This window comes from Streptomyces coffeae, assembly GCF_016741875.1.
GTDB lineage: Bacteria > Actinomycetota > Actinomycetes > Streptomycetales > Streptomycetaceae > Streptomyces > Streptomyces coffeae.
On record NZ_JAERRF010000020.1, the window covers coordinates 111,745 to 136,584 of the forward strand.

The window sequence follows — 24,840 nt, forward strand, 5'->3', positions numbered from 1 at the left end:
ATCGGATAAGGAGAGAGAACATCACATGTCCGTAGTGAAGGACTCCCTGGAGGAGATCGTCATCCGGGTGCTCGGCCCCTCCCGGGAGGAGCTCGCCGGAGCCACCCTCCAGGACCTCGGGCTGAACTCGGTCAACGCGGTACTGCTCGTCGAGGAGATCAACAGCAGGTTCGACCACGACTTCCCCACCAGTCTGGTCTTCGAGTTCGGCGACATCGGCGCGCTCGCCGCACACATCGAAGCGCGCCTCACGTCCGCCGCGCCAACCACCCGCACCGCGCCCGCCGCCTCCACCGCAACCGCCGCTCCCGCGCGGACGGCGCCTGCGGTGTCGTACGCCCCCCTCCAGGACGACGTGGCCATCGTCGGCATGTCCTGCCGGGCGGCCGGGGCGAACGGGCCGGAGGAGCTGTGGGATGTCGTCCGGAACGGCCAGGACTGCCTGGCGGAGATGACAGACCCCGGCTGGATCGGGCTGTTCCGCGAGCACTTCCCCGGCGCGGCGCTGCCGCGCTACGGTGCCATGGCCGACACCGACGCGTTCGACGCGGCCTTCTTCCGCATCTCCCCGCGCGAGGCGGCCGGCATGGACCCGGCCCAGCGGCTGCTGCTGGAAGAGAGCTACCGGGCCTTGGAGGACGCCGCTCTGGACCCGGGCGCGCTGCGCGGACGCCAGGTGGCGGTAGTCATCGGTTCCACCGGGCTGCCGCCGCAGGCCGACTACTCGGCGCACGCCACCATGGGCGCCGACAGCAGCATCATGGCCGCCCGCCTCGCCTACCACTTGGACACCAGCGGCCCCGCCCTCGCGCTGGACACCGCCTGCTCGTCCTCCCTGGTCGCGCTCGACATAGCCCGCCGGATGCTTCAGTCCGGAGAGGCCGAACTGGCCCTCGCCGGCGGCGTCCAGGTCTTCAGCCACCCCGGCTTCTTCGTCGCGATGGAGAGTCTGGGAACCACCTCGCCGACCCGCCGGTGCAGCCCCTTCGACCAGGCGGCCGACGGCATGCTGCTCGGCGAGGGCGTCGGCGTCCTCGTCCTCAAGCGGCTGGCCGACGCCGTCCGCGACCGCGACCGCATCCTCGGGGTCATCCGGGGCAGCGGCACCAACCAGGACGGCCGCACTGCCGGTATCACCGCGCCCAGCTACCTCGCCCAGAGCCGCCTGATGCAGGACGTGTACCGCAGGAACGGCATCGAGCCGACGGACATCCAGTACGTGGAGGCCCACGGCACCGGCACCAAGCTGGGCGACCCGGTGGAGATCCACGGCCTCACCGACGCGTTCACCGCCTTCACCGACCGCACGGCGTTCTGCGCGATCGGCTCCGTCAAGGCCAACATCGGCCACACCACCGGCGCAGCCGGCGTCCTCGGCGTCATCAAGGTGCTGCTCGCCCTGAGGCACCGCACGCTGCCGCCGGCCGCCAACTTCCGCCAGGCCAACCAGCACATCAACTTCGCGGGCAGCGCGGTCCGCGTCACCACCGAGCCCGCCCCCTGGCCGCGCAACGCCTCCGGGTCCCGGCTCGCCGCCGTCAGTGCCTTCGGCTACAGCGGCACCAACGCCCACCTGGTCATCGAGGAGTACGCCGAGCCCGAGCCACCGGCCGTCCCGGCCCCGCCTCGCCGCCCGCAGCTGATCCCGCTCTCCGCCCGCGACGAGACCCAGCTGCACGCCACGGCGACGGCCCTGGTGGCCGAGCTGCGCAGCCGGGGCCTCACCGACCGGGACCTCACCGACGTCGCCTGGACCCTGCAGATCGGCCGCGAGGCCATGGAGGAGCGCCTCGCCGTGATCGCCGGGTCGATGGCGGAGTGCATCGAGCGGCTCGCCGCCTTCGCCGACGGCGGCGAGACCGGCGTACCCGGACTGTTCCGGGGACGGGTGCCGGACCCGGAGCGGACCGGTGTGCCCGCCGAGGATGGCTACGGCGTCGGCGTCGATGAGCTGGCGGCCGGCTGGTGCGAGGGGCGGCCGGTGGACTGGGCCCGCCTGCACACCGGAACCCGGCCGCGCCGACTGCGGCTGCCCGGGCACTCCTTCGAGCGGACGCGGTTCCCGCGCCGCACCGACTTCACGGGCTGGGGCGCGGCCGCCTCCGCCGCGGTGTCAACGGCCGCCGTCGCACCGCAGACCTCCCCCTCCGCAGCCCAGCCCGCCGCCGCGCCCGCCGTGCCGTCGGTGCTTGCGGAGCTGGACACCGCCACCGCCGCCTTCCTGCGGGCCAACCCCGACTCCACCAGCCTGACCGCCGCCGGCCGGGTGCAGGAGACAGCCGGCCGGATGCAGGAGCTGTGCCGCCACATGCTGCTGGCGACCTTCCAGCGCATGGGTGTGTTCACCGCGCCCTGCCAGCGGTACCGGGAAGGAGAACTGGCCTCCCGCCTGGAGGTCGTGTCCGAGCACGCGATCCTCTTCGGCGCGCTGCTCGGCATCCTCACCGACGCGGGCTTCCTGCGGGTGGACGGCGAGGAGCTGGTGACGACCGACGTCATCGAGGCGGCCGCCGTCCACACCGACGAGGCCGCCCTGGAGCGGCGGCGCGAGGAGCTGGCAGCCGCCCACCCGGAGGGCAAGGGCTTCCTGAACCTCGTCGCCACCTGCCTGGACGCCTACCCGGACGTGCTGGCCGGGCGGCGCAAGGCCCAGGAGGTGCTCTTCGCCGGGGGCTCCTTCGACGCGGTCGGGGACGTCTACCACAGCGACCAGGACACCAACTCCCTGATCGCCACGCTGGTCGCGGAGTACGTCCGGGTCCGTCTGGAGCGCGACCCGCAGGCCACGGTATCGATCCTGGAAGTGGGTGCCGGCACCGGCAGCACCAGCGCCCGCGTCCTGCCCGCGCTGGACCCGTACGCCTCCCGTGTCCGCTACGTCTACACCGATATCTCCCGCAGCTTCACCCAGTTCGGCTCCCGCCAGTACGGCACGACGTACCCGTTCACCGAGTTCGCACCGCTGGATGTGGAACGGCCGCCCGCCGAACAGGACTTCACGCCGGAGACGTTCGACCTGGTCCTCGCCAACAACGTGCTGCACGCCACCAGCCGTATCGACCGCTCCCTCACCCACATCAGGCAGGCGCTGCGGCCGGGCGGCCTGTTCGTCCTCATGGAGGCCACGCTCGCGCAGGACGCCTACACGCTCACCTTCGGCCTGACGTCGGGGTGGTGGACGTTCGAGGACGACTGCCGGCTGCCGGGCTCGCCGCTGCTGACCGCGCCGATGTGGCGCATCACGCTGGAGCACAACGGCTTCGGCGGCGTGCGCGCGCTCTCGCTGCTGCCGTTCAGGGAGGACCAGGCGCCGGAGTCGGTGATCCTGGCCGAGAAGACGGCCGGGGCCCCGGCGGACGCCTCCGCGGCGGCCCCGGCCTGCGCACCGGTCCCGGCCCCTGACAAGGCCGTCGGCGCGGCCTCGGCGCCTGACGACACCCCCGGCGAAACCCCCGCCCCCGAAGCCACCGGAGAAGCCTCCCCGGAATCCGCCGCCCCCGGCGGCATCGAAGGCATGGTCGCCGCCGCCTGGCAGGACGTCCTGGGCCTGCGCTCCATCGCTCCCGACGACGACTTCCAGCGCCTGGGCGGCGACTCGATCCTGGCCACCCAGATCATCTCCCGTCTGAAGAACCACTTCCCGGTCGAACTCGATCTGGGCTCCCTCTTCGAGGCGCGGACGGTGGCCGACATGGCACGGCTGGTCGAGGGCGAACTGGTCGAACGCATCGACGAGCTGCCCGAGGAGACCGTGGTCTCCCTGCTGGCGTGACGGATTGACAAGGAGAACCACGATGACCCTGGACCAGACCCCGCCCACCCGCCGGGCGGACCTGTCGCCGGCCAAGCGGGCCCTGCTGGCGAAGCTGACGAGCACCACCGCCCGGCCCGCCGGTGCGATACCGCGCCGCCCCGCGGACCCCCGGCCCCCGCTGTCGTTCGCACAGCGGCGGCTGTGGTTCATCGACCAGATGGTGCCCGGCACCCCGGCCTACAACGTGCCCGTGAGCCTGCGGCTGCGCGGCCCGCTGCGGCTGGACGTGGTGGAGCGCGCCGTCGCCGAGATGGTGCGCAGGCACGAGACGCTGCGCACCACCTTCCCGAGCGTCGACGGCGAGCCCTGGCAGGAGATCGACCCGCACGCGACCGTGACGCCCGTGCTGGTGGACCTCACGGACGCACGGGACGAGGACCGCGGGGCTCGCGAGGCCCGCCTGAACCGGCTGATGTCCGAGGAGAGCCGCCGGTCGTTCGACCTGGCCACCGGGCCGCTGGTGCGGTTCACGGTCTACCGGCTGGAGCCGGAGCTGCACGTCCTGCTCCTCAATGCCCATCACATCGCGGTCGACGGCTGGTCGCTCGGCCTGTTCTGGCGGGAGCTGCTCGCCCTGTACGGGGCGTTCGCCGACGGCCGCCCTTCTCCGCTGCCCGAACTTCCCATTCAGTACGCCGACTTCGCGATCTGGCAGCGCGGGCACCTCACCGGGCAGCGCCTGGAGAGCCAGCTGGAATACTGGCGCAAGCAGCTCGACGGCGCCACCGACTCCCTGCAGCTGCCCTACGACCATCCCCGGCCGCCAGTGCAGAACTTCGAGGGCCGCAGCCTGGACAAGCGCGTCCTGCCCGCGGAACTGCGCGACCGGCTGGCGGCGTTGGGCGCCGCCCGGCAGGCGAACCTGTTCGCCGTGCTGCTGGGCGCGCTGAAGGTGCTGCTGTTCCGGTACACCGGGCAGGAGGACATCGTGGTCGGCTCGCCGGTCACCAACCGCACCCGGCTGGACATCGAGGGGCTGGTCGGCTTCTTCGTCAACAGCCTGGTCTACCGCACCGATCTGAGCGGCGACCCCGACTTCGGCACGGTCCTGGACCGGGTGCAGGAAGTCGTCCGGGGCGCCCAGCAGCACCAGGAGCTGCCGTTCGAGGTTCTGGTCGACGATCTGGAGCCGGAGCGCTCCCTCAGTCAGAACCCTCTCTTCCAGGTCTGCTTCAGTTACCTCCCCGGAACCGAACTGCCCCAGGCCGAAGGTCTGGTCACGGAGTCGGTGGACTCGATCCGCAACGACACGGCCAAGTTCGACCTGTGGGTGAGTGTCGTCGACCTCGACGGGGAACTGCTCCTGGAGGTCGAGTACGACTCGGACGTCTTCGACGCCGCGACCGTCCAGCGGATGATCGACGGCTACCAGGTGCTGCTGGAGGCGGTCACCGCCGATCCACGGACGGACATCTCGCGGCTCCCGGTGGTCCCCGACGCCGAACTGCGCAGCCTGGACGCCGAATGGGCGCTGCCCTCCCCAGCGGCGCCCCGGGTCACCCTGCCCGAACTGTTCGAGGCGCAGGCCCGGGTCGCCCCGGACGCGGTCGCCGTCACCTTCGACGGCACCGATCTGACGTACGGCGCCCTCGATGCCCGCGCCGACCGGCTGGCCCGTCGGCTGCGCCGCCTCGGCGCCGCACCCGGCACCCTGGTCGGCCTGTGCACCGAACGCTCCGCGGACCTGATCACCGGCATCCTCGCCGTCCTGAAGACCGGTGCCGCCTACGTCCCGCTCGACCCCGGCTACCCCGCCGAGCGCCTCTCCCACCTCCTCCAGGACAGCGCCGCCCCCCTTGTGCTGACCCAGTCGCACGTGGCCGACCGGCTCCCCGAGCACTCGGCACGGTTGGTCCTCATGGATGACGACTCGGACGACTCGTACCACGGCGAGAACGCGTCCCCGGTCACGCGCCCGGGCCCGGACGACCCGGCGTACGTCATCTACACCTCCGGCTCCACCGGCGCCCCCAAGGGCGTCCTGGTCAGCCACGCCAACGTGGTGCGCTTGTTCACCTCCACGGCCGGATGGTTCCGCTTCGGGCCCCGGGACACCTGGACCCTCTTCCACTCCTTCGCGTTCGACTTCTCCGTCTGGGAGATCTGGGGCGCCCTGCTGCACGGTGGCCGGCTGGTCGTCGTGCCGCACTGGGTGACCCGCTCTCCGCAGAGCTTCTACGAGCTGCTGCGCGACGAACGCGTCACCGTCCTCAACCAGACTCCGCTGGTCTTCCGTCATCTGGTCGCCGCCGAGGAGGAGCTGGGCGCCGATCCGGCCCGGCTCGCCCTGCGGCTGGTGGTGTTCGGCGGTGAGGCCCTCGACGTCGCGAGCCTGCGGCCGTGGTTCGACCGGCACGGCGACAGCGAGCCGCAGGTGGTGAACATGTACGGCATCACGGAGACGACCGTGCACGTCACCTACCGGCCGATCACCCGCGCCGACCTCTACCGCCGGTTCTGGGGCAGCCCCATCGGCCGGCCCATCCCCGATCTGCGCACCCGCGTCCTCGACGCGGACGGCCGCCCGGTGCCCGTCGGCGTCCACGGCGAGCTGTACGTAGGCGGCGCCGGTGTCACCCTCGGGTATCTGCGCCGCCCCGAGCTGACCGCCGAGCGGTTCGTCGAGGACCCGGCCGGGGGGCCCGGGGAGCGGCTGTACCGCACCGGAGACCTGGTCCGCCGCCGCCCGGACGGCGAGCTGGAGTACGTGGGCCGCGCCGACGGCCAGGTGAAGATCCGCGGCCACCGCATCGAACTCGGCGAGATCGAGGCCCATCTGGGCCGTCACCCCGAGGTCCGCGAGGCGGTCGTCGTCGCCACCGCCGACGCGGCGGGCGACAAGCGGCTGGTCGCCTATGTCGTACCCCGGACCGAGAGCGGGCAGGCGGCGCTGCGCGAGGGCACCGTGCGCGGCGCCGAGTGGGAGCAGGTCTTCGACCGGTCGTACGGCACCGGCGAGATCGCCGAGGACGATTTCAACATCCTCGGCTGGGACAGCAGTTATACCCGTGAGCCGTTGCCGGCGGAGGACATGCGCGAGTGGACGGAGACCACGGTCCACCGCATCCTGGACCTCGCGCCGCGCCGGGTGCTGGAGATCGGCTGCGGCACCGGTCTGCTGCTGTCCCGGATCGCCCCGCACTGCGAGACGTACGTCGGCACCGACATCTCCGCCACCGCCCTCGACCACGTCGGCGAGCGGCTCGTGTCCCGGCGGCCCGAACTCGCCCATGTACGGCTGCACAAGGCGACCGCCGACGACCTGTCCGCCGTGGGGGACGAGCAGTTCGACCTCGTCGTCGTCAACTCCGTGGTCCAGTACTTCCCCGGCCCCGGCTATCTGCGCGAGGTCGTCGAGGGCGTCCTGCCCCGGATCGCCGACGGGGGCGCCCTCTTCCTCGGAGACCTGCGCAGCCTGTCCCTGCTGGAGGCCTTCCACACCGACGTGGAACTCGCTCAGTGCGACCTCGCGCCCGACGCGGAGGTGCTGCGCGCCCGGGTGCGCCGACGGGTCCTCCAGGACCATGAACTCGCAGTCGATCCGGACTTCTTCCGCGTCCTGCGGCGGGATGAACCGCGCATCGGGCATGTGGAGGTCCAGCTCCGGCGCGGCGCCCGCCGCAACGAGATGACGGCCTACCGCTACGACGCGATCCTCCATGTCGACCGTGAGGCCGCCCTCATGACGGCCCGCGACACCGACTGGGCGCGCGACGCGCTCACCCTGGCCGGGGTCGAGCGCACGCTCACCACCGAGCGCCCTGAGTGCCTGGTCGTCCACGGCATCCCCAACAGCCGGATCGCGTCCGCCGACACGCTCCTCGCCTCCGGCCCGGCCTGCGTCGACCCCGAGGAGTGGTGGCTGCTCGCCGAGCGCGCCGGCTACGCAGTGGCCGTCGAGTGGCTGCCCGGCCGCACCGACGGGTCCTACGCCGCAGTCCTCACCCGCCCCGACGCAATCGGCGCCGGGCAGGCCACCCCCGGCCTCACCCACCCCATGACGGCCGGCCGCGCCGAGGACCACGCCACCGACCCGGCGTTCAACCGGGCCGCCCAGGCCCTCGGCCCCCGGCTACGGGCCCACCTCAAGGACGTCCTGCCGGACTACATGCTCCCAGCCGGGTTCGTGCCGCTGCCCAGGTTCCCGGTCAACGCCCACGGCAAGCTGGAACGGGGCGAGCTGCCCCCGCCCCTGTTCGACGCGGCCACCGCGGCGGCCGACGACGGGGGCGAGGTGGTGGGCCCCCGGACCGGGACCGAGCGCACCCTGGCCGACGTGTGGACCGAGGTGCTCGGTGTCACCGGCTTCGGCGTCGAGACCAACTTCTTCGAACTCGGCGGCGACTCCATCCAGAGCATCCATGTCGTCGCCAAAGCCAAGGCGCGCGGCCTGGAGATCACCCCTCAGATGATCTTCCAGTACGGCACGGTCGCGGAACTGGCCGCCGCCCTGGAAGGCTCCGTCGCAGAGGCTGTGGAAGACGAACAGCCGCGGGATCCGCGGCCGGAGTCCGCGGCGTGGCCCGCGTCACGCCCGGAGGAGCCGGCGTCCGACCCTGGCATCGAGGCCGTCTACCCGCTGGCGCCCTTCCAATCCTGGGCGCTGCGGACCCTGCTGACCAAGCCCCGGCCCGGCCTGTTCCAGGTGCACCGTCTCGCCGTGATGCCCGGCGGGATGCTCACCAGCCACGAGGACCTGCGTGAGGCGCTGGCCCTCCAGGCTCGCGCCTACCCGGTGATGCGCACCTCGTTCATCTGGGAGGGGGTGCCCGAGCCGGTGCAGGTCGTCCACCGGGAGCCGACCGTGGAGCTCGACTTCGCCGACTGGCGCGGGCTCAGTGCCGACGAGCAGGACGAGCGCCTCGAACGCATTCTGTCCGCCGACCGCGAGCGCGGCATCGACCCCGAAGTGCCCGGCGGCATGCGCTACGTCGTTGCCCATCTGGACGGCGACGCCTTCCTGCTGCTGATCAGCATCAGCTATCTGTGCGTGGACGGCTGGAGCTACGACATCCTCGGCAACCAGCTCATCGAGAACCTTGCGGTCATCGCGCGCGGCGAGCGGCCAAAGCTCGCGCCGCGCATGCCGTACGAGCGGTTCATCGAGCATCTGGGACAGCGGGACACGACCGCCGCCGAACGCTACTGGCGCGGTGTGCTCGGCGATCTGAAGGAACCGACGCTGCTCTCCGAGGGCCTGCCCGGCAACACGGTGGGCGCCGCGGACGGGTTCGCCCGCCAGTGGATCTCCCTGCCGCCGGACCTGTCCGCGGCGCTGCGTCGGTTCGCCCGTGAGAATCGGCTCACCCTCAACGTCCTCTTCCAGGCGGCCTGGGCCGCCGTGTCGGCCGCGTTCGCGGGCCACACCCTGTCCACCGGGGAGATCGACGCCTCGCATGGCGTCCTCCTCGCCGGCCGTTCCTCCGGCCCGGACGAGGTCAGCGGCATGGTCGGGCCCACCCTCAACATCCTTCCGCTGCGCAGCAGGGTGCGGCCGGAGGAGTCCCGAACGGAGTTCCTGTCCCGCACCATGCGGGAGCTGATCGCCCTGAGCGGTCACGAGCAGACCCCGCTCCACCACACGCTGTCCGCCGCCGAGCTGCCCGACGGCGTGCTGCCGTGCGAAAGCTACCTGGTGTACCAGAACGTGGGCCTGGAGAACTCCGAGCGCTACGGGCCGGCGTACTACATCTCCCGTATGGGCTTCCCGCTGCGCGTGGACGTCTTCCCGACCACCACCGTCACCCTCCATCTGTCGTACTACCGCGACCTGTTCACCGACGAGGCGGTCACCCGGCTGCTCGGCGGCTTCCGGGCGGTGCTGGAGGCACTGGCCGCACCCGGCGAGGTGATCATGGCCAAGGTGCTGGCCGCCGCGCGCGCCGAGCGGACGGCGCCTGAGGACGTCCAGGTCTTCTACGAGGGCGGGTTCCGCGTCGAGGAGATCCGCGCCCTCTCACTGGGCGAGGGGCACTGATGACCCGCACCGTCTTCATGTTCTCCGGCCAGGGCTCCCAGTACCACCAGATGGGCCGCGAACTGTACGACTCCGAGCCCGTGTTCCGGGACACCCTGCACCGCCTGGACGCCCTCGTGGCACCCGAGGTGGGCGGCTCGGTCATCGCCCGTATGTACGACGCGGGCCACCCCCTCTCCCGGCCCTTCACCGACACGCGGTACACCAATCCGGCGATCGTCATGGTCGAGCTGGCCCTGGCCGAGACCCTCGTCTCCCACGGCGTCACCCCCGACCTGCTGCTCGGCGTGAGCCTCGGTGAGTACACGGCGTCGGTGCTGGCAGGCGTCATGGAACCGGGCGACTGCCTGCGCCGGCTGGTCGGGATGGCGCGGTCGGTCTCCGCGAGCGTCCCCGGCGGCATGCTCGCCGTGCTCGCCGATGAGGGCCTTTACCACCGCGAACCGGTCCTGCACCAGGAACTCGACCTGGCCGCCCGCAACTACGACGAGCACTTCGTCGTCGCCGGACCGGTCGAGGCGCTGGAGCGGGCAGAGGCGTTCCTCTCCGAGCGCCAAGTGCCGTTCCAGCGGGTGTTCGTCTCCCACGGCTTCCACTCCCGGCTGATGGACGCCTCCCGGCCCGCCTTCGAGGCGCTGTGGGCCGACGCCGATCTGAGGCCGCCCCGCATCCCGCTGGTCTCCAGCGCCACCGCCGGCCCGCTGACGCAGGTCACCCCGGAGCACCTGTGGCGGGTCGCCCGGCAACCGATGGAGTTCGCCGCCACCGTGCGGGCGCTCGAGCCGCAGGGCCCACACCTGTACATCGACGCCGGGCCGTCCGGCACACTGCACAACTTCGTCCGCGCCCTGCTGGCCGCCCGCACCGGCACACGGTCGGAGTCGATGCCGCTGCTCAGCCAGTTCACCAAGGACGCCCGGCTGCTCACTCGGATACGGGACCGGGCGGGCGCCCAGGGCGCGCCCGTGCCGGTGGCCACGCCGGCTGTCGTCGCGAAAGGCTCACCTATGAAGGTCTACGGGTTCCCCGGCCAGGGCTCCCAGGTCAAGGGCATGGGCGCGAACCTGTTCGACGAGTTCCCCGAACTGGTCGAACAGGCCGACGAGATCCTCGGCTACTCACTGCGCGAGCTGTGCCTGACCAACCCCGAAGGCCGCCTGAAGCGCACCGAGTTCACCCAGCCGGCGCTGTACGCGGTCGAAGCCCTCACCTATCTGCGCCGGGCTCGCCAGGACCCGCCGCCGGACTATCTGATCGGGCACAGCCTCGGCGAATACGCGGCCCTGTTCGCGGCCGACGCCTTCGACTTCGGCACCGGACTGCGGCTGGTCGCCCGGCGCGGCAAGCTGATGGGCCGCGCCACCGGCGGCGGCATGGCCGCCGTGCTGGGCCTGGACCTGGACACCGTGGAAGCGGTGCTGACGGAGGCCGGTCCGACCGGCGTGGACATCGCCAACCACAACTCCCCGGAGCAGATCGTCGTGGCCGGTCCCACGGCCGACCTCGACCGCGCCCGGGAGGTGTTCGAGGCGCGGGGCGCACGGGTGGCCGTGCTCAACGTCAGCGCGCCCTTCCACTCCCGCTACATGCGGCCCACCGCCGAGGAGTTCCGGACGCTGCTGGACGCCACCGAGTTCCGGCCGCCGAAGATCCCGGTGATCGCCAATCTGGACGCCCGCCCGCACCGGCCGGAACGGGTGCGGGAGGTACTGGCCGGGCAGATCGCCGGATCGGTGCGCTGGGTGGACACCATCCGCTACCTGCTCGAGCGCGGCGACTTCGAGTTCGAGGAGCTCGGGCCCGGACGCACGCTGACCAAGCTGGTCGCCAAGGTCCGCCAGCTGGTGGGTCCGGTGCCGCCGACCGGGACGGAGTGGGCCGTGCTGCCGTGGACCGAGCCACTGCGATCGGCGGAGCCGGTCTCCCCGCCCAGGGCGAAGCCGGAGGCGTCACCGGCGACGGCGTCCGTGGCCGCGGGCTCTGCTGTGGGCGCGGAGTCCATGCCACGGCCCGCCGGTCCGCCGCCCGCGGACAAGCCATGGGCGGCGGCCCCGTCAGTGGCCGTGGCCGGGACCACCGCTCTCGGCACCGAGGCGGCCGCGGTGACCCCAGCCGCCGCCCACGCCCAGCCATCAGCCGCGCTCGTTCCACCCGCACCCGGCGCCGAGCCCGAGCCCCTACATCCCCCGGCCGCACTGCCCGCCTCTGCCCTCACCCCCGAGTCCCTGGGAGCCTCGGCCTTCCGAACCCGCTACGGCCTGCGGTACGCCTATCTGGCGGGCGGCATGTACGGCGGTGTCTCCTCCGAGGCGCTGCTCATCGCGCTCGCCCAGGCCGGTGGGATGGCCTTCTTCGGCGCCGCCGGGCTGCCGCTCGCGGAGGTCGAGACCTCATTGCGCACGGTCCGGGACGCGTTGGGTGCCCACGGCCCGTTCGGTGTCAACCTGCTGCACCGGCACGGCCACCCGCACGAGGAACAGGCCCTGGTCGACCTGCTGCTGCGGCTGGGCATCACCGTCGTCGAGGCGTCCGGCTTCCTGCGGATCACTCCGGCCCTGGTGAAGTACCGGTTCAAGGGCGGGCGCGTCATCGCCAAGGTATCCCGGACCGACACAGCCGAGATGTTTCTGCGGCCCGCCCCGGACGACATGGTGCGCGCTCTCCTGGAGCGCGGCGAGGTCACCGAGCAGGAGGCGGCGCGCGCGGCCGGGCTGCCGATGGCGGACGACCTGTGCGTCGAGGGCAGCGGCTGGCACGCGGAGGCGGCCGACCTGGCGATGCTGCTGCCGGCCGTGCTGCGGCTGCGCGACGCCCTGGCCGGTCCCTGGCCGCGCATCCACGTGGGCGCTGCGGGCGGCATCGGCACCCCGGAGGCGGCGGCCGCCGCAATGGTACTCGGAGCGGAGTTCCTCCTGACCGGGTCGGTGAACCAGTGCACTGTGGAGGCGGCGACCAGCACCGACGTCAAGGAGATGCTGGAGCGGCTCGACATCCACGACACCGAACCAGCCCCGTGGGACGAGATGTTCGAACTCGGGGTGCGCACACGGGTGGTCAAGCGCGGCGTCTTCTTCCCGGCCCGCGCGGACCGTCTCTACCAGCTGTGGCGGATGTTCGACGGCTTCGACGAGCTCGGCACGGAGACCCGGCGGCAGATCGAGGATACCTATCTGCGCCGCTCCTTCGAGGAGGCCTGGCGCGAGGCCGCGGCCCGGGAAGGGACGACGGCCCCGGAGCACGAGGTGCCCGCCAAGCGCCGACTCGCCCTCGCCTGCCGGACCTACCTCCACCACGGCTTCGAACTGGCTCGCACGGGCGTCCCCGGCCGCAAGGTGGACTACCTGGTGTACTGCGGTCCGGCCATGGGCGCCTTCAACCAGTGGGTGCGGGGCAGCAGCATGGAACCCTGGCAGGCGCGGACCATCGACGCGGTGACCGACCGGCTTCTGTCGGACACGGCCCGGCTGCTGACGGACCGGGGCGTCACTGTGCTGCCGGCGATGTAGACCGGTTCCATTGCGTTCGCTCCTGTGGCTTTGCGCATCTCACGCGCCGGCGAGCGGCCCCCAGACGTGGGTGAAACAGCACCGTTCCATCGCCGGCGTCTGCATGCCCATCGCCAGGGCGGCCGCCATGCGGCGCTTGGCGGGTGCGCTGTGCGCCGCGTGGTGGAACTCTTCCTCTTCCTGAACGAGTGCATCCTCGATGCTGCCGGGTATGCGCAGCGACGCCTTGGCCGGCGCGATGGTTTCCGCGGGAAAACCGGCGATGCGGGAGGCGAGACTGCTCACGAAGTTCCACCGTGGCGATCGGATCGATCTCCATCTGCAAATGACACACGCCGCCGTCGCCGTTGGGCGTCAGGCGCACGAAAAAGGCGAAACCGTCCCCGACTGGCTCCGCCTTCAACGTCAGCAAATTGTTCCGACCGGGAGTCACCGCCGCCGAAAAGCGCACACCCGACGGCGCGTGCAGGCGAGAGTGTATTCGCGCCACGAAGTCCACGACCTCCGCAGCGCCGAGATCCGCAGTGAAGTCAGCTGTCAGCCAGGAATCCCAATCTGCCGTGATCTGCCAGCTTTCCGCACCGGTCCGAGCGAGCTCCAGCCACACATCATCGTCGCCGAGGCGTATCCGCGGCTGTTCCCTTCGCGCCCTCCGACATCCGTGCCTGGGCTCAAGATCCTATTGGGCAGATCTCTGTCGTCTCGCGCCATTCACCCTCCAGTAACCCGGCGAACCATCCCGGTCAGAGCACTAGTGTGATGCGCCAGAAATCCTGAGGGTTAGTTGATACCTTCTTCTTCATGGCGCACCGAGGTCCGGCTGCTGTGGAGATTGTTCTTTCGAGGACGAGCGTGTCGAGCTTGTGCGTCGGGCGGGGCGAATGCGGGTGCCGCGGAGGCTGTCGGCTCCGGTGTGAAGACGGTTCGCAAGTGGCGTGGGAAGTTCGCCGCGCAGCGGCAGCCCGGCGGGCACTTCCTTGTCGATACGGGCGAGAAACATCTTGAACTCCCACGGCCCGGTGCCGGCGGTGCATCTGCGCGATCACCTCTCCCGTGGCGGTGTTCAGCGCGGCGAACAGGGTGGTCACCCCACCTCGCACGTAGTCGTGGGTGCGGCGCTCGGGCATCCCCGGCATCATCGGCAGCACCGGCGCCGACCGGTCCAGCGCCTGGATCTGGGTCTTCTCGTCCACGCAGAGCACCAAGGCGTGCTCAGGCGGGGCGAGATACAGGCCGACCACATCGCGGACCTCTCAAGGACCATGCGCAGCAGGCCGCCGGGCGGCCATGACGAGCAGCGTGAGCACGGCCAGAAGGGCCGCGTACGCGCCATGCGTGCGGGGCGCACCCGGTCGACCGGGTGCGCCCCTTCAACCTTCCCCGTCATGGGTCGGTGAGCCCTGCAGCCCGCCTCTCGGCGAGGGGAGTGAACAGCAGGTGCGGGTGGCAGTGGTCCCGCCCGCACCGCGTGTTCACGGGATCTACGCCGTGGTCTTCACGAGGGTGCCGCCGTTGTAATCCCAGGTCCCAGCGGCGTCCTGCACCGGCACGAGGTCACTGGACGCATCCACTACGATGTTGTGGTTCTTCGTGTAATGGGCGTGTATCCGGATGTTCTCGGTCGCGGGAAAGGCGTCCAGGCAAACAGAAGCGGGGCCCGCAGCATCAGGGGTGCTTTCGAGTATGCTTCCGTCCTGATCTTCCACCGTGATCACCATCGTGTCGGCATCCGCGGTATTGTTTACCGTGGCCACCTGCGCACACTGGCTCGCGTCGGCTCCGGTCGTGCTGTCCTGGGCGGCAGCGATCTGGGCGGCGCCCAGCGTTGTCAGGCCGGCCAGCGCGGCGACAGCCAGTATCTTTCGCTTCATGTGTTGCTCATTTCCTGGGTCGTTGACTGAGTTCTCTTCCCCCATGGGGGTAGCCGGTCAGGCGCGCTGATCCGTGAGCGGCAACTACGTGATGTGGATTCAACTCACGGATTCCCGGGACGTCCTGCTCGCCGTTAGCCAGCTTCCCCACGCCTCCAGACTACGACTACGAGGCGCGTATCTGTCAATCGGGACATAAATTCCCTTCTTGGTAGCCGGGTTGATGCCCGGCGGATTTCCTGGCCACAACCACGGGGAGCGGGCCGATGTGCCGCGGCCCAAGCATCGGTACACACTGGCCACGACTGGTGCTCAGCCGTGGCGTAATAGTGGGCTGAGCTGGACTCGCACCCCTCTTGTCCGCATCACGGACCGACAACTCCGGTCGCTGTGTCAGATGGCTTTCCCAGTGGCCGGATTCCCGTAGTGGCTGGGATTTCGGTCGTCGCGATGCGATGTGTTGGCATTGTCACAGGAACCCGAGACGCCGACTTTACATCCGCCTACCAGAAAGGGAATTTCGTCAAGTCCAGGCGGTGTTGGACCAGACATTTTATCGTCCGACGCACCGTCAGCACACATATTTCCCTATCCAACGTCCTCAAGAAACGCGACATGGCCGCGTGGGACCGCTACCGGAGCTGATCCGGCAGTCCTGCCCCCCACGCACGGCGGCCTACGCGCCATGCGTGCGGGGCGCACCCGGTCGACCGGGTGCGCCCCTTCAACCTTCCCCGCCATGGGTCGGTGAGCCCTGCAGCCCGCCTCTCGGCGAGGGGAGTGAACAGCAGGTGCGGGTGGCAGTGGTCCCGCCCGCACCGCGTGTTCACGGGATCTGCGCTCTCCGTCCACCGGCCCAATGCCGGGCAGGACCCTGACTATGGGTACCACGCGCCCGACTTCCGGGTAGTGCCGACCACACGGGGAGGAACGGCGACCGATCTCGCCGACGAAAAGCTGGACTTGCACACGGTGTTCCTGAGCTGGTCGTGAGCGGCTGTGCGGGGCCCGGCGTCGGTGCGGTCACGGTGACTGTGCGGGGGTGGATGCCGCTGTGGGGACATCGGATCGGTCCGCACGGACGGCTGCCGCACGCGGGCCTTCGCCCTGACTGTAGGGGGCGCGAACCGTGGCGAAAGTTCCACGCTCCGTATACGCAGGCGTTGAAGCGGCCGGCCGATGCTGCCGCCGCCGGGCCTCCTCCGCTGGCTGGTGGTGTCTCTGCCGCCAATGTCCACGACAGCCTCGGACTGAAGCCGATGGTCGACCATTTCCACAGAGGACACGAACTCCACAGCCACCGTTCCAAGCCCAAGCGGCTGCACGCCGACACAGCCTATGACCTCTCTGACTTGCGGCAATGGCTGCGCAGCCAGCACATCGGCGTCCGGATCGCCCGCACGGGCATCGACTCCAGCAAACGACTGGGCCGTCGCAGATGGGTCATCGAACGCACCCTCTCCTGGCTCACCGGCTACCGCCGCCTGTCACCCCGCTACGAGCGCCATCCCCGCAACTACCTGGCCTTTGTCGGACTCGCCGCAGCCCTGTGCTACTACAAGCGCCTCCTCAAACCGACCATGTAGGACACGGTGTAAACCAACACTTGACAATGCGAATTGGGGTGCGTCAGCGTTCTCGTCGCAGGAGACCGACCCGGTTCCACCCCCCACACAAGAGGAGCTATGCCGCATCTCAACCGGCGCCGCTTTTTCCAGATAGCGGGCGCCACAGCGAGCGCTGCCGCCTTGACCGCCGCTATCGAGCGCGCCGCCGCCATCCCGGCCGCACGCAGAGCGGGCAGCATCGAGGACGTCGAGCACATCGTCGTGCTGATGCAGGAGAACCGGTCGTTCGACCACTACTTCGGCAGGCTCAAGGGCGTGCGGGGCTTCGGCGACCCCCGTCCGGTGACGCTGCCCAGCGGCAAGTCCGTCTTCCATCAGGCGGACAACGACGGCAAGGAAACGCTGCCGTTCCATCCGACCGTCGACGACATGGGGATGCAGTTCCTGCAGGGGCTCGACCACAACTGGCCCGGCGGCCACCAGGCGATCAACGACGGCAGGTACGACAACTGGGTGCCCGCGAAGACCCCGGTGACGATGACGTACCTGGAGCGGGACGACATGCCCTTCCACTATGCGCTCGCCGACAAGTTCACCGTCTGCGACGCGTACCACTGCTCCTTCATCGGCGCCACCCAGCCGAACCGTTACTATCTGTGGACCGGCCACACCGGCAACGACGGCAAGGGCGGCGGTCCCGAACTCGGCAACGCCGACAAGGGCTTCACATGGACCACGTACCCGGAGCGGCTGGAGAAGGCGGGCGTCTCCTGGAAGGTCTACCAGGACATCGGCGACGGCCTGGACAAGGCCGGCGGCTGGGGCTGGCTGGAGTACGACGAGGGCCGCTATCGCGGCAACTACGGCGACAACGCCCTCCTCTGGTTCCAGTCGTACCGCGACGCCGAGCCGGGCGACCCGCTGTACGACAAGACCCGCACCGGCACCGACGTCAAGGGCGGCGACGGCTACTTCGACCAGCTCAGGGACGACGTCCAGAACGGCAGGCTCCCGCAGATATCCTGGATCGCCGCTCCCGAGGCGTTCTCCGAGCACCCCAACTGGCCCACCAATTACGGCGCCTGGTATCTCGCCCGGGTCCTGGACGCGCTCACCTCCGACCCGGAAGTGTGGAGCCGCACCGCCCTGTTCATCACCTACGACGAAAACGACGGCTTCTTCGACCACGTCGTCCCCCCGTACCCGCCGTCCAGCCCGGCGCAGGGCAAGTCCACCGAGGACACCACCGGGGAGCTCTACGAGGGGGACGCCGACTACGAGGCCGGCAACTACGGCCTCGGGCCACGCGTCCCCATGCTCGTCGTCTCCCCTTGGAGCACCGGCGGCTACGTCTGCTCGGAGGTCTTCGACCACACCTCCGTCCTCCGCTTCATGGAGCGCCGGTTCGGTGTGCAGGAGCCGAACATCTCGCCCTGGCGGCGTGCGATGTGCGGCGACCTCACCTCGGCCTTCGACTTCTCCGCGGAGGACCCGGAAGTCGACGGTCTGCCGGACACCGCGGCGTACGAGCCGAAGGACCGCCAGTCGCACCCCGACTACACGCCCGAGCCGCCGGCGTCCGGCAGTCTGCCCGCCCAGGAGCGCGGTGGGCGCCGCGCGCGGCCGCTGCCCTACGCTCCGTACGTCGACGCCGCAGCAGACCACGGCAAGAGCCGGCTCACCCTCACCTTCCACGGAGGCCCTGACGCCGGCGCGCACTTCTACGTCACCTCGGCCAACCGCGACGACGCGCCCTGGACGTACACCGTGGGCGCCGGAAAGGTACTGCGCGACACCTGGCACATCGGCGCCGCCGCCGACCAGCACACCCACGACCTCACCGTGCACGGCCCGAACGGCTTCCTCCGCCACTACCGGGGCCCGGCCGGAACCGCCCTCCCCGAGGTGACCGCCCGGCACAACGCGGACGCGGGCGATCTCCAGCTCACGGCGCGGAATCCCGGCGATGCGGAGGCGGTCCTCACCGTCAGGAACGCGTACGGCGACAGCTCCGGCCGGCTCACCGTGCCGGCCGGCGGGACGAGGCAGCACACCGTGCGAACGGGCGGCAGCGGCCATTGGTACGACGTCTCGGTGACCTGTGCGGCGGACGACACCTACCTGCGCCGCTTCGCCGGCCATGTGGAGACCGGCAAGCCGAGCGTGAGCGACCCGAAGATCCGCACCAACTGACGGATCAGCAGCACGAACTGACCGGCCTGCACGGTGACATGACCAAGACCGTGTCCTATGTGGTGTTGGCTCGTTGGACTGTTCATGGGGCGGGGTAGGTGGAGTTGGATTGTTCCGGACGGGTTGTGGGAGATCGCGAAGCCGCTGATTCCTCCGGCGAAGGTGCGGTCGCAGGGTGGCGGAACGCAGGACACGCCTGATGAGACGCTGTTCGCGGCCATCGTCTACGTACTGGTCAGTCGGGTGTGCGTGGCGAGCCCTGCCACCGTGCTTCGGCGTGTCGAAGTCAACCGCCCACCGTCGGTTTCTGATCTGGTCCGGAGCGGGTGTGTGGGGTCGGCTGCATGAGGCTGTCCTGCACCGGCTCGACGACGCCGGTCTGGGCGATGTCTCCCGCGTCGTCCTCGACTCCGCCCGCGTCAGGGCGGAAAAGGGGGCGAACACACAGGTCCGAGCCCCGTGGACCGGGGCAGGCCGGGTTCCACGATGCACATCCTGTCGGACGCGAACGGACTGCCTCTGGTCGTTGACTTGCCGCCGCCATGTGCTTGTACAAACGGCTCATCCGCCTCACCACATAGGACACGGTTTAAGAGGCGCTAACACCATGAGGTGGATCGGTTTTGGTGCCCGTGCCTGGATGGCCAGTTGGGCGTTGTCCGGACGTGGGGACTTCGCCTTGGCGACTTGTAGGAGCGGATCGAGCCGGAGGCCGGGGCGTGGCAGCAGCTGCACGAGGTGCCGCCGGCCGAGCTGAACGCCGCCGCCCGTCCGGACCGGTCGAGAGCTCACCCAGCTCATGCCCCTGCTCGATGCCGTCTGGCCCGTCCGGGGCAAGCTCGGCCGGCCCCGCCGCAAGCCTCGGTCGGTCTTCGCCGGCCGAGGCTACGACCACGACGTCTACCGCGACCGGGTCCGCACGCGCCGGATCGTCCCGGTCATCGCCCGTCGGGCACACCGCACGGCAGTGGCCTGGCATCTACCGGTGAGTGGTTGAGCGCACGTTCGCCTGGCTGCACGGCTTCACACGACTCCGCGCCCGCTGGGCGGCCGAGCCGACTTGACGAAGCGTTCCTCAAGCTCGCCTGCTGCCTGTTCACCCACCGCCAGGACCGCTCACGGTGTCAGCTGCTCTTGTGCGGGGATCAGGCCGGCTTCTTCTCGAACTTGGCCCGGGTGGCGAGATCTCCCGCCTCCCACATCTCCTTGACGCGGTCCAGGCATTCCTCCTCGGACGCCACTTCGTCCGCGAGGCGGAGGCCGATCTTGTTGTTTTCCTCGTCCGCCTTGTTGTCCGCATCAGTCCCGGGGAGGTCGGCCTCGTGCGCGGCAGCCATCATTTTGGCGAATTCTTCCCCCGTCCGCTTCTTGAGCAGGCACTGCCAGTACACGTGCCGGATGGAGTTCTGCATCTCCGCGTTCTCCATGTGTACTGTCACGGAGTACACATCTTTGTGCGTGAGGAGCCATGGGATGATTTTGTCGCGATGCTCGCGGGCTATGCGGCGCTCCGATTTGGAAATGTTCTTGGTGCCCAACCAATAATACTTGTCCAGGATGGAGGGGCCTTCTTTCAGGAAATCCTTCGCTACATACTCGACGATGCCCCCGGCTTGTGCCAATTTTTGCGCCAGGCCCGTCTTACCGGTGCTGGGACCCATGTACTTGAGTCCGACAAGGCTGACTCCGGTGGCGGTCATGAGCAGGACGCCGACGAGGGTGACCTGCGGGGCGAGAAACGCGAGGACCCCAAGGCCCACGCACGCCGCGGTGCCGATCCAGACGCTGTCCCGAGGCTCCAGGCCCTGCAATTCGTGGAGCTTCCGGCGGGTTGCCAGCATTGTGGCGAAGACGTCCGCGCTCGGCACGGTGTTGCATTCGCAGCGGAACTTGGCGTCCCTGGCCACGCTCATCGACATGGTCCAGTCGCCGGCTCGCGGGTCCTTGACGATCAGACACCGGACCGAGTCGCCGGACATCTTGACGAATGCGCCGTCCTCGTCGATGGCCTTGTCGTAAGTGTTCCCATCGGGGTCCTTGATGGTCATGACGACGCCCTCGGGGAAGTCGACCGAGTCGTCGTCCTTCGTGATCACCGAGTAGAGGAAGGGCGCGTTCTCACCGATGGCCATCGTGTTCGTCAGGTTGAACCGTTCCACGTTGTCCAGGCCGTCCAGGGACGGAAGGGTGTCGACCAGGCAGTAAATGCAGTCGTTGTCGCCCTTGGCCGTCGCGGTGAACGCGGGGATGGGGCTCGGCTCGTTGCGGACGTCGAAAATGCCCCAGAGCCCGCCGACTCCCTTGTCCTCGATTTTCGTCGGCTGGTCGAAGTACTGACCCGCGACGAGCGCCGGGGTCTGCTTGGCGGCCTCTTTCCAGTCGTCGCTCATGGAGAGGCCCCAGAGGCGCGAGGCGTACCGCGTGTACCCGTCGGGCGCCCCGTCCTCCTCGTCCATGTGCCCCCAGAACCAGTCCGGGACGTCGTCATTGTCGAGGACGTCGAACTCACCCCAGAGTCCGGAGGCACCCTTGTCCACGATGCGGGTCGGCCGGTTGAAGTACTGCCTCTTGATCACGGCCGGACAGTTCTGGGCGACGCTTTTCCAGTCGGCGTCGTCGGGGATGTTCCACAGCCGCGCCGAGAACTGCCGCATGCCGTTGTCTTGCGTGCCGTCGTCCTGGAACTGCAGAGGGCCCTTCGCGTGCCCCAGGAGTCCCCTGGAGTCCCACAGGTAGGTACGGGCCACCGGGACCGGCGGATCCTTGACGGGCGAGGTCTCGGGGACCGGGTTGCCGGAGGCGTGGTAGAGGGCCTTGATGATGCTCTTGCCGTCTTCCCAGACGTCATTGGAGAGTTCCCAGATGATGACGCCCTTGGCGCCGACTCCCTTGAGGAACTCCAGTTTGGCGACGGCGGTGCCCGGGGTCTCGAAATAGATGTTGTGGGCGTACGGGTACTCACCCGGGGGCAGGGGCTGGGCGAGCTTGGGGCGGGGCGTGCTCCCGTCCACCTTGATGTTCGCGTCCTTGGCCTGAAGGGCGTCCGGGAACTGGTCCAGGATTTCCTTGTACCGAAGCACCTTGTACCCCGGGGGCACATCACCGGTCAGGTCGTCCGGGTCCTTGGCCGCGGCGAAGTCGTAGCCGTAGACGGGCACTCCGGCCGCGATCTTGCCGCGGTCCACTCCTTGCCCCTTGCCCTGCCAGTTCAGGAAGAGCGGATTCGTCCAGTACCAGAGGCAGTCCTCGACCGAAAGGATCGGATTGTCCTCCAGGGCGTCGTCACCCGAGGTGCCCGCCCCGGCCCCCGGCCAGGGGCCCTGCTGTTCGCGAAGATACGACTCCAGGTAGACATCCGCCTCACGGAGCTCCGCCGTGTCCTTCCCGCGGATCTTGTACAGGGCGGAATGCGGGCCGACCGGAGACTTGTCCCACGACCCGGTGAGGTCGTAGGTCATCACGCCGAGCCAGTCGAGGTGTTCGGCCATGTCCGGGTCGTAGTTGTTCCCGTACCACGAGGTGCCGAAGACGGCCGCCGACACGATCTTGTCGGGCATGGCCTCCTTCAGCTTCTTGGCGAACAGGGCCAGACCCCGCCCCGCGGGATGCGGCCCGTCACTCTTCGTCCGGCCGCCCTGGTCCTGCTCGCCGGGCCGGCCCCACCAGCACTCCAGGTCGAGATCGACCCCGTCCAGGCTGTTGTGGGTGACGTAGTCCACGACGTTGCGGACGGTCTGGTCGAGCTTCGGGGAAGCCGGATCGTTCCCGATCGCCGTCATCAGGTCCAGGAACGCGTAGTCGTTCGCGCCGCCCAGCGCGATCATGGTCTTGGTCCCGTACAGGCGCGCGGCCATGAGCACGTCCGGGAGAATGGCGTCCATCTCCCTGACCGACTCGGGGTCGAACGCGCCGGAATCCTTCTCGCTGAACGTCAAGAACGCGATGATGCCGTGCGTGATGTACCGATACATCTCGCCCTTGCCGTAGTCGAATTGCTCCTTCTTCCGCCAGGTAGGGATGTAGGCGATGATGTTCGCCCGCTCGGTCGGCTTGTGCGGGTTCTGGTCGTACAGCTCGTCGAAGAACCGCCAGCCGTTCTTGTTGGGGTCCCCCACCCCCGGCTCCGAGGCCCAGAAGGCGGCACGGAAGATGTTGCCCTTGTATTTGGCGACGGCCCCTGTCTGGTAACCGCTGGGATTTTCCTCCCACTCGGGGACGTCAGGGTAATCCGATGAATGGCTCACTGAAGATCACTCCCCCTGTTGTGGATCACTGCGCCCCACTCAATCATGGACGACCTTGTCGACCACAGACCGGAATGAGCCTTTCCGGTCACGCCCATCGCGCCAAAACGGGCCGAAATGAACGGCCTGGAATCGATGCCTTACAACGGCTAGCACAATGAGTTGGATCTGTCTGAGGGTGATGAGGCAGCAGGCGAGGCGGAGGAAGACACCTCACGATGCCAAGGTGTCAAGCCGCGGCAGCCATCTCGGTGGGGAAGGCGGTCTCTTCATCGAACAACTCGCCTTTCTGGAGGCAGCGGTAGAGCTGGCCGAGCATGCGATTGAAGAGATGTCGCTGGGCGGCGGCGTGCCAGTCTCCGTGGTCGTCGCGGCGCCGCCGATAGTGGGCCATGGCTCCGGGCGAGGCCCGGAGAGCGGAGAAGGACCATAGGTATCCGGCGTGGTTGAGCCGGTCGTTCTTGACCCACCGGCGGGTGATACTCGACTTCTTCCCGGAGGCTCTGGTGATGGGCGAGGAGCCGGCGTATGCCTTCAGACCGCGGGCGTCGGCGAATCGGTCGTGGTCGTCCCCGATCTCGGCAAGCACCCGGGCGCCGAGCTGAAGGCCGCGCCCGGGGAAGCTCAGCAGCACGTCAGCGTTCGGGTGTCGAGGGAAAGCCTCTTCGACCGCCTTGGCGAGGTCGTCAGCGGCGGTGCAGGCGGCCTGCAGCTGGACCAAGAGGGCGAGTATCTGCTTGCCGAGCGCGTCCTCGACCAGGGCAGGCTGATGGGCCCAGTCGCACGGAAGACCTCGCGGAGACGCTCGGCCTCGGCGTCGATGCCGCGTTGGCGGCCGGCTCGTTTGAGGGCGGACTGGAGCTGAGCGCGGGTGAGCCGCGCGGCCCGCGTTGGGCTCGGAGCGAGCTTGAGTACCTCGTGGGCCTCCGGGCGGCACAGGCCGTTCTTCCAGGGCTCGAACGCTGCCAAGGAGGACGGGTAGTACTCGCGCAGCAAGGATCGCAGCTGGTTGGCGATCTGCTGCCGGTTCCACGTCGCGTCCTGCTGAGCCCGGGCTAACACGGCGATGGCGCGGGCCAGGTCGCTGCCGTCGGGCAGGGGCCGGTGGGCGTGCATGTCGGTCCGCAGGATGTTTGCCAGCACCAGGGCATCCCCAGGGTCGGACTTCTTGCGAGAGACGGAGTGCCGGTCGTGGTAGCGGGCCGCGGCCATCGGGTTGATCGCGAAGACCTTCCGCTTGCCCTGCCGAAGCACAGCGACCAGCAGCCCGCGGGAGGTCTCGATCGCCACCGGGATCGGGTTCTCCTCGCTGTCGCCGTACTCGGCGAGCAGGTCCAGCAGGATCTGGTGGCCGACCGCGTCGTCGGTGATGTGCCGTTGGGCCAGCAGCCGACCGGAGTCGTCGACCAGGGCGACATCGTGCGTCTTCTCGGCCCAGTCGATTCCGCAGTAGATCAAGTTGCTCCTCCCCTGAGCAATCGGTATGTGCGCTGGTCACGAGCGCAAGCGGGCCGCGCAGCGACCTCATTCCAGGACTCGACCGAGGCCGGTCCGCCACCTCACCAGCCGTTCGCGGCACCAGCGCGTCACACGGGCCTCGGTCTCGACGGGAGCTCGGACAGCTCGGGCATATGGAGAGGTCGCCGCGTAACGGGCTCGCACCGTCA

Annotated in this window: 7 protein-coding genes and 5 pseudogenes; 7 read left to right on the plus strand and 5 right to left on the minus strand. The window is 69.4% G+C overall.

Going from position 1 to position 24,840, the window contains the following annotated elements; all coding sequences use genetic code 11:
* Positions 1–25: 25 nt before the first annotated feature.
* The 3 genes from JK363_RS43915 to fabD are packed head-to-tail and all read left to right on the plus strand — an operon-like array spanning position 26 to position 13,297.
* On the plus strand, positions 26–3,772 hold the full coding sequence (locus tag JK363_RS43915) for a beta-ketoacyl synthase N-terminal-like domain-containing protein (RefSeq protein WP_201879216.1): 3,747 nt from the start codon (positions 26–28) through the stop codon (positions 3,770–3,772).
* Positions 3,773–3,794: 22 nt separating this feature from the next.
* Positions 3,795–9,791 (plus strand): non-ribosomal peptide synthetase, encoded by a 5,997-nt coding sequence (locus tag JK363_RS28675; protein ID WP_201879218.1) that lies wholly within the window; start codon positions 3,795–3,797, stop codon positions 9,789–9,791.
* Entirely contained in the window at positions 9,791–13,297 is a 3,507-nt protein-coding gene (gene fabD, locus JK363_RS28680; protein WP_236076177.1) for an ACP S-malonyltransferase, read from the plus strand. Before JK363_RS28675 ends, fabD begins: the two co-directional genes overlap by 1 nt.
* Positions 13,298–13,336: 39 nt before the next feature.
* Here fabD and JK363_RS28685 read toward each other — a convergent pair whose 3' ends face one another.
* From JK363_RS28685 to JK363_RS28695, 3 genes and pseudogenes are all read right to left on the minus strand, one after another.
* A complete protein-coding gene (locus tag JK363_RS28685; RefSeq protein ID WP_201879220.1) occupies positions 13,337–13,582 on the minus strand; it encodes a hypothetical protein in 246 nt (81 codons plus the stop codon).
* Between the two features lie 673 nt (positions 13,583–14,255).
* Positions 14,256–14,550: pseudogene (locus tag JK363_RS28690) on the minus strand (IS630 family transposase); the annotation flags it as partial.
* A gap of 228 nt (positions 14,551–14,778) precedes the next feature.
* The gene (locus JK363_RS28695) at positions 14,779–15,168 is read right to left on the minus strand and encodes a hypothetical protein (RefSeq protein ID WP_201879222.1); all 390 of its coding nucleotides are present in this window, start codon (positions 15,166–15,168) and stop codon (positions 14,779–14,781) included.
* A gap of 1,091 nt (positions 15,169–16,259) precedes the next feature.
* Between JK363_RS28695 and JK363_RS28700 the strand changes: the two are divergent.
* From JK363_RS28700 to JK363_RS42875, 4 genes and pseudogenes are all read left to right on the plus strand, one after another.
* Positions 16,260–16,754: pseudogene (locus tag JK363_RS28700) on the plus strand (transposase); the annotation flags it as partial.
* 99 nt (positions 16,755–16,853) lie between these two features.
* The gene (locus JK363_RS28705) at positions 16,854–18,929 is read left to right on the plus strand and encodes a phosphocholine-specific phospholipase C (protein ID WP_201879224.1); all 2,076 of its coding nucleotides are present in this window, start codon (positions 16,854–16,856) and stop codon (positions 18,927–18,929) included.
* Positions 18,930–19,013: 84 nt separating this feature from the next.
* Positions 19,014–19,457: pseudogene (locus JK363_RS28710) on the plus strand (transposase); the annotation flags it as partial.
* 256 nt (positions 19,458–19,713) lie between these two features.
* Positions 19,714–20,048 (plus strand): annotated as a pseudogene (locus tag JK363_RS42875) (transposase family protein); the annotation flags it as partial.
* Positions 20,049–20,074: 26 nt separating this feature from the next.
* Here JK363_RS42875 and JK363_RS28720 read toward each other — a convergent pair.
* Both JK363_RS28720 and JK363_RS28725 read right to left on the minus strand, forming a co-directional pair.
* Positions 20,075–23,173, minus strand: a complete 3,099-nt coding sequence (locus JK363_RS28720) for a glycoside hydrolase family 18 protein (protein WP_201879228.1) — start codon at positions 23,171–23,173, stop codon at positions 20,075–20,077.
* 229 nt (positions 23,174–23,402) lie between these two features.
* Positions 23,403–24,631, minus strand: a pseudogene (locus JK363_RS28725) (IS110 family RNA-guided transposase).
* Between the last annotated feature and the right edge of the window lie 209 nt (positions 24,632–24,840).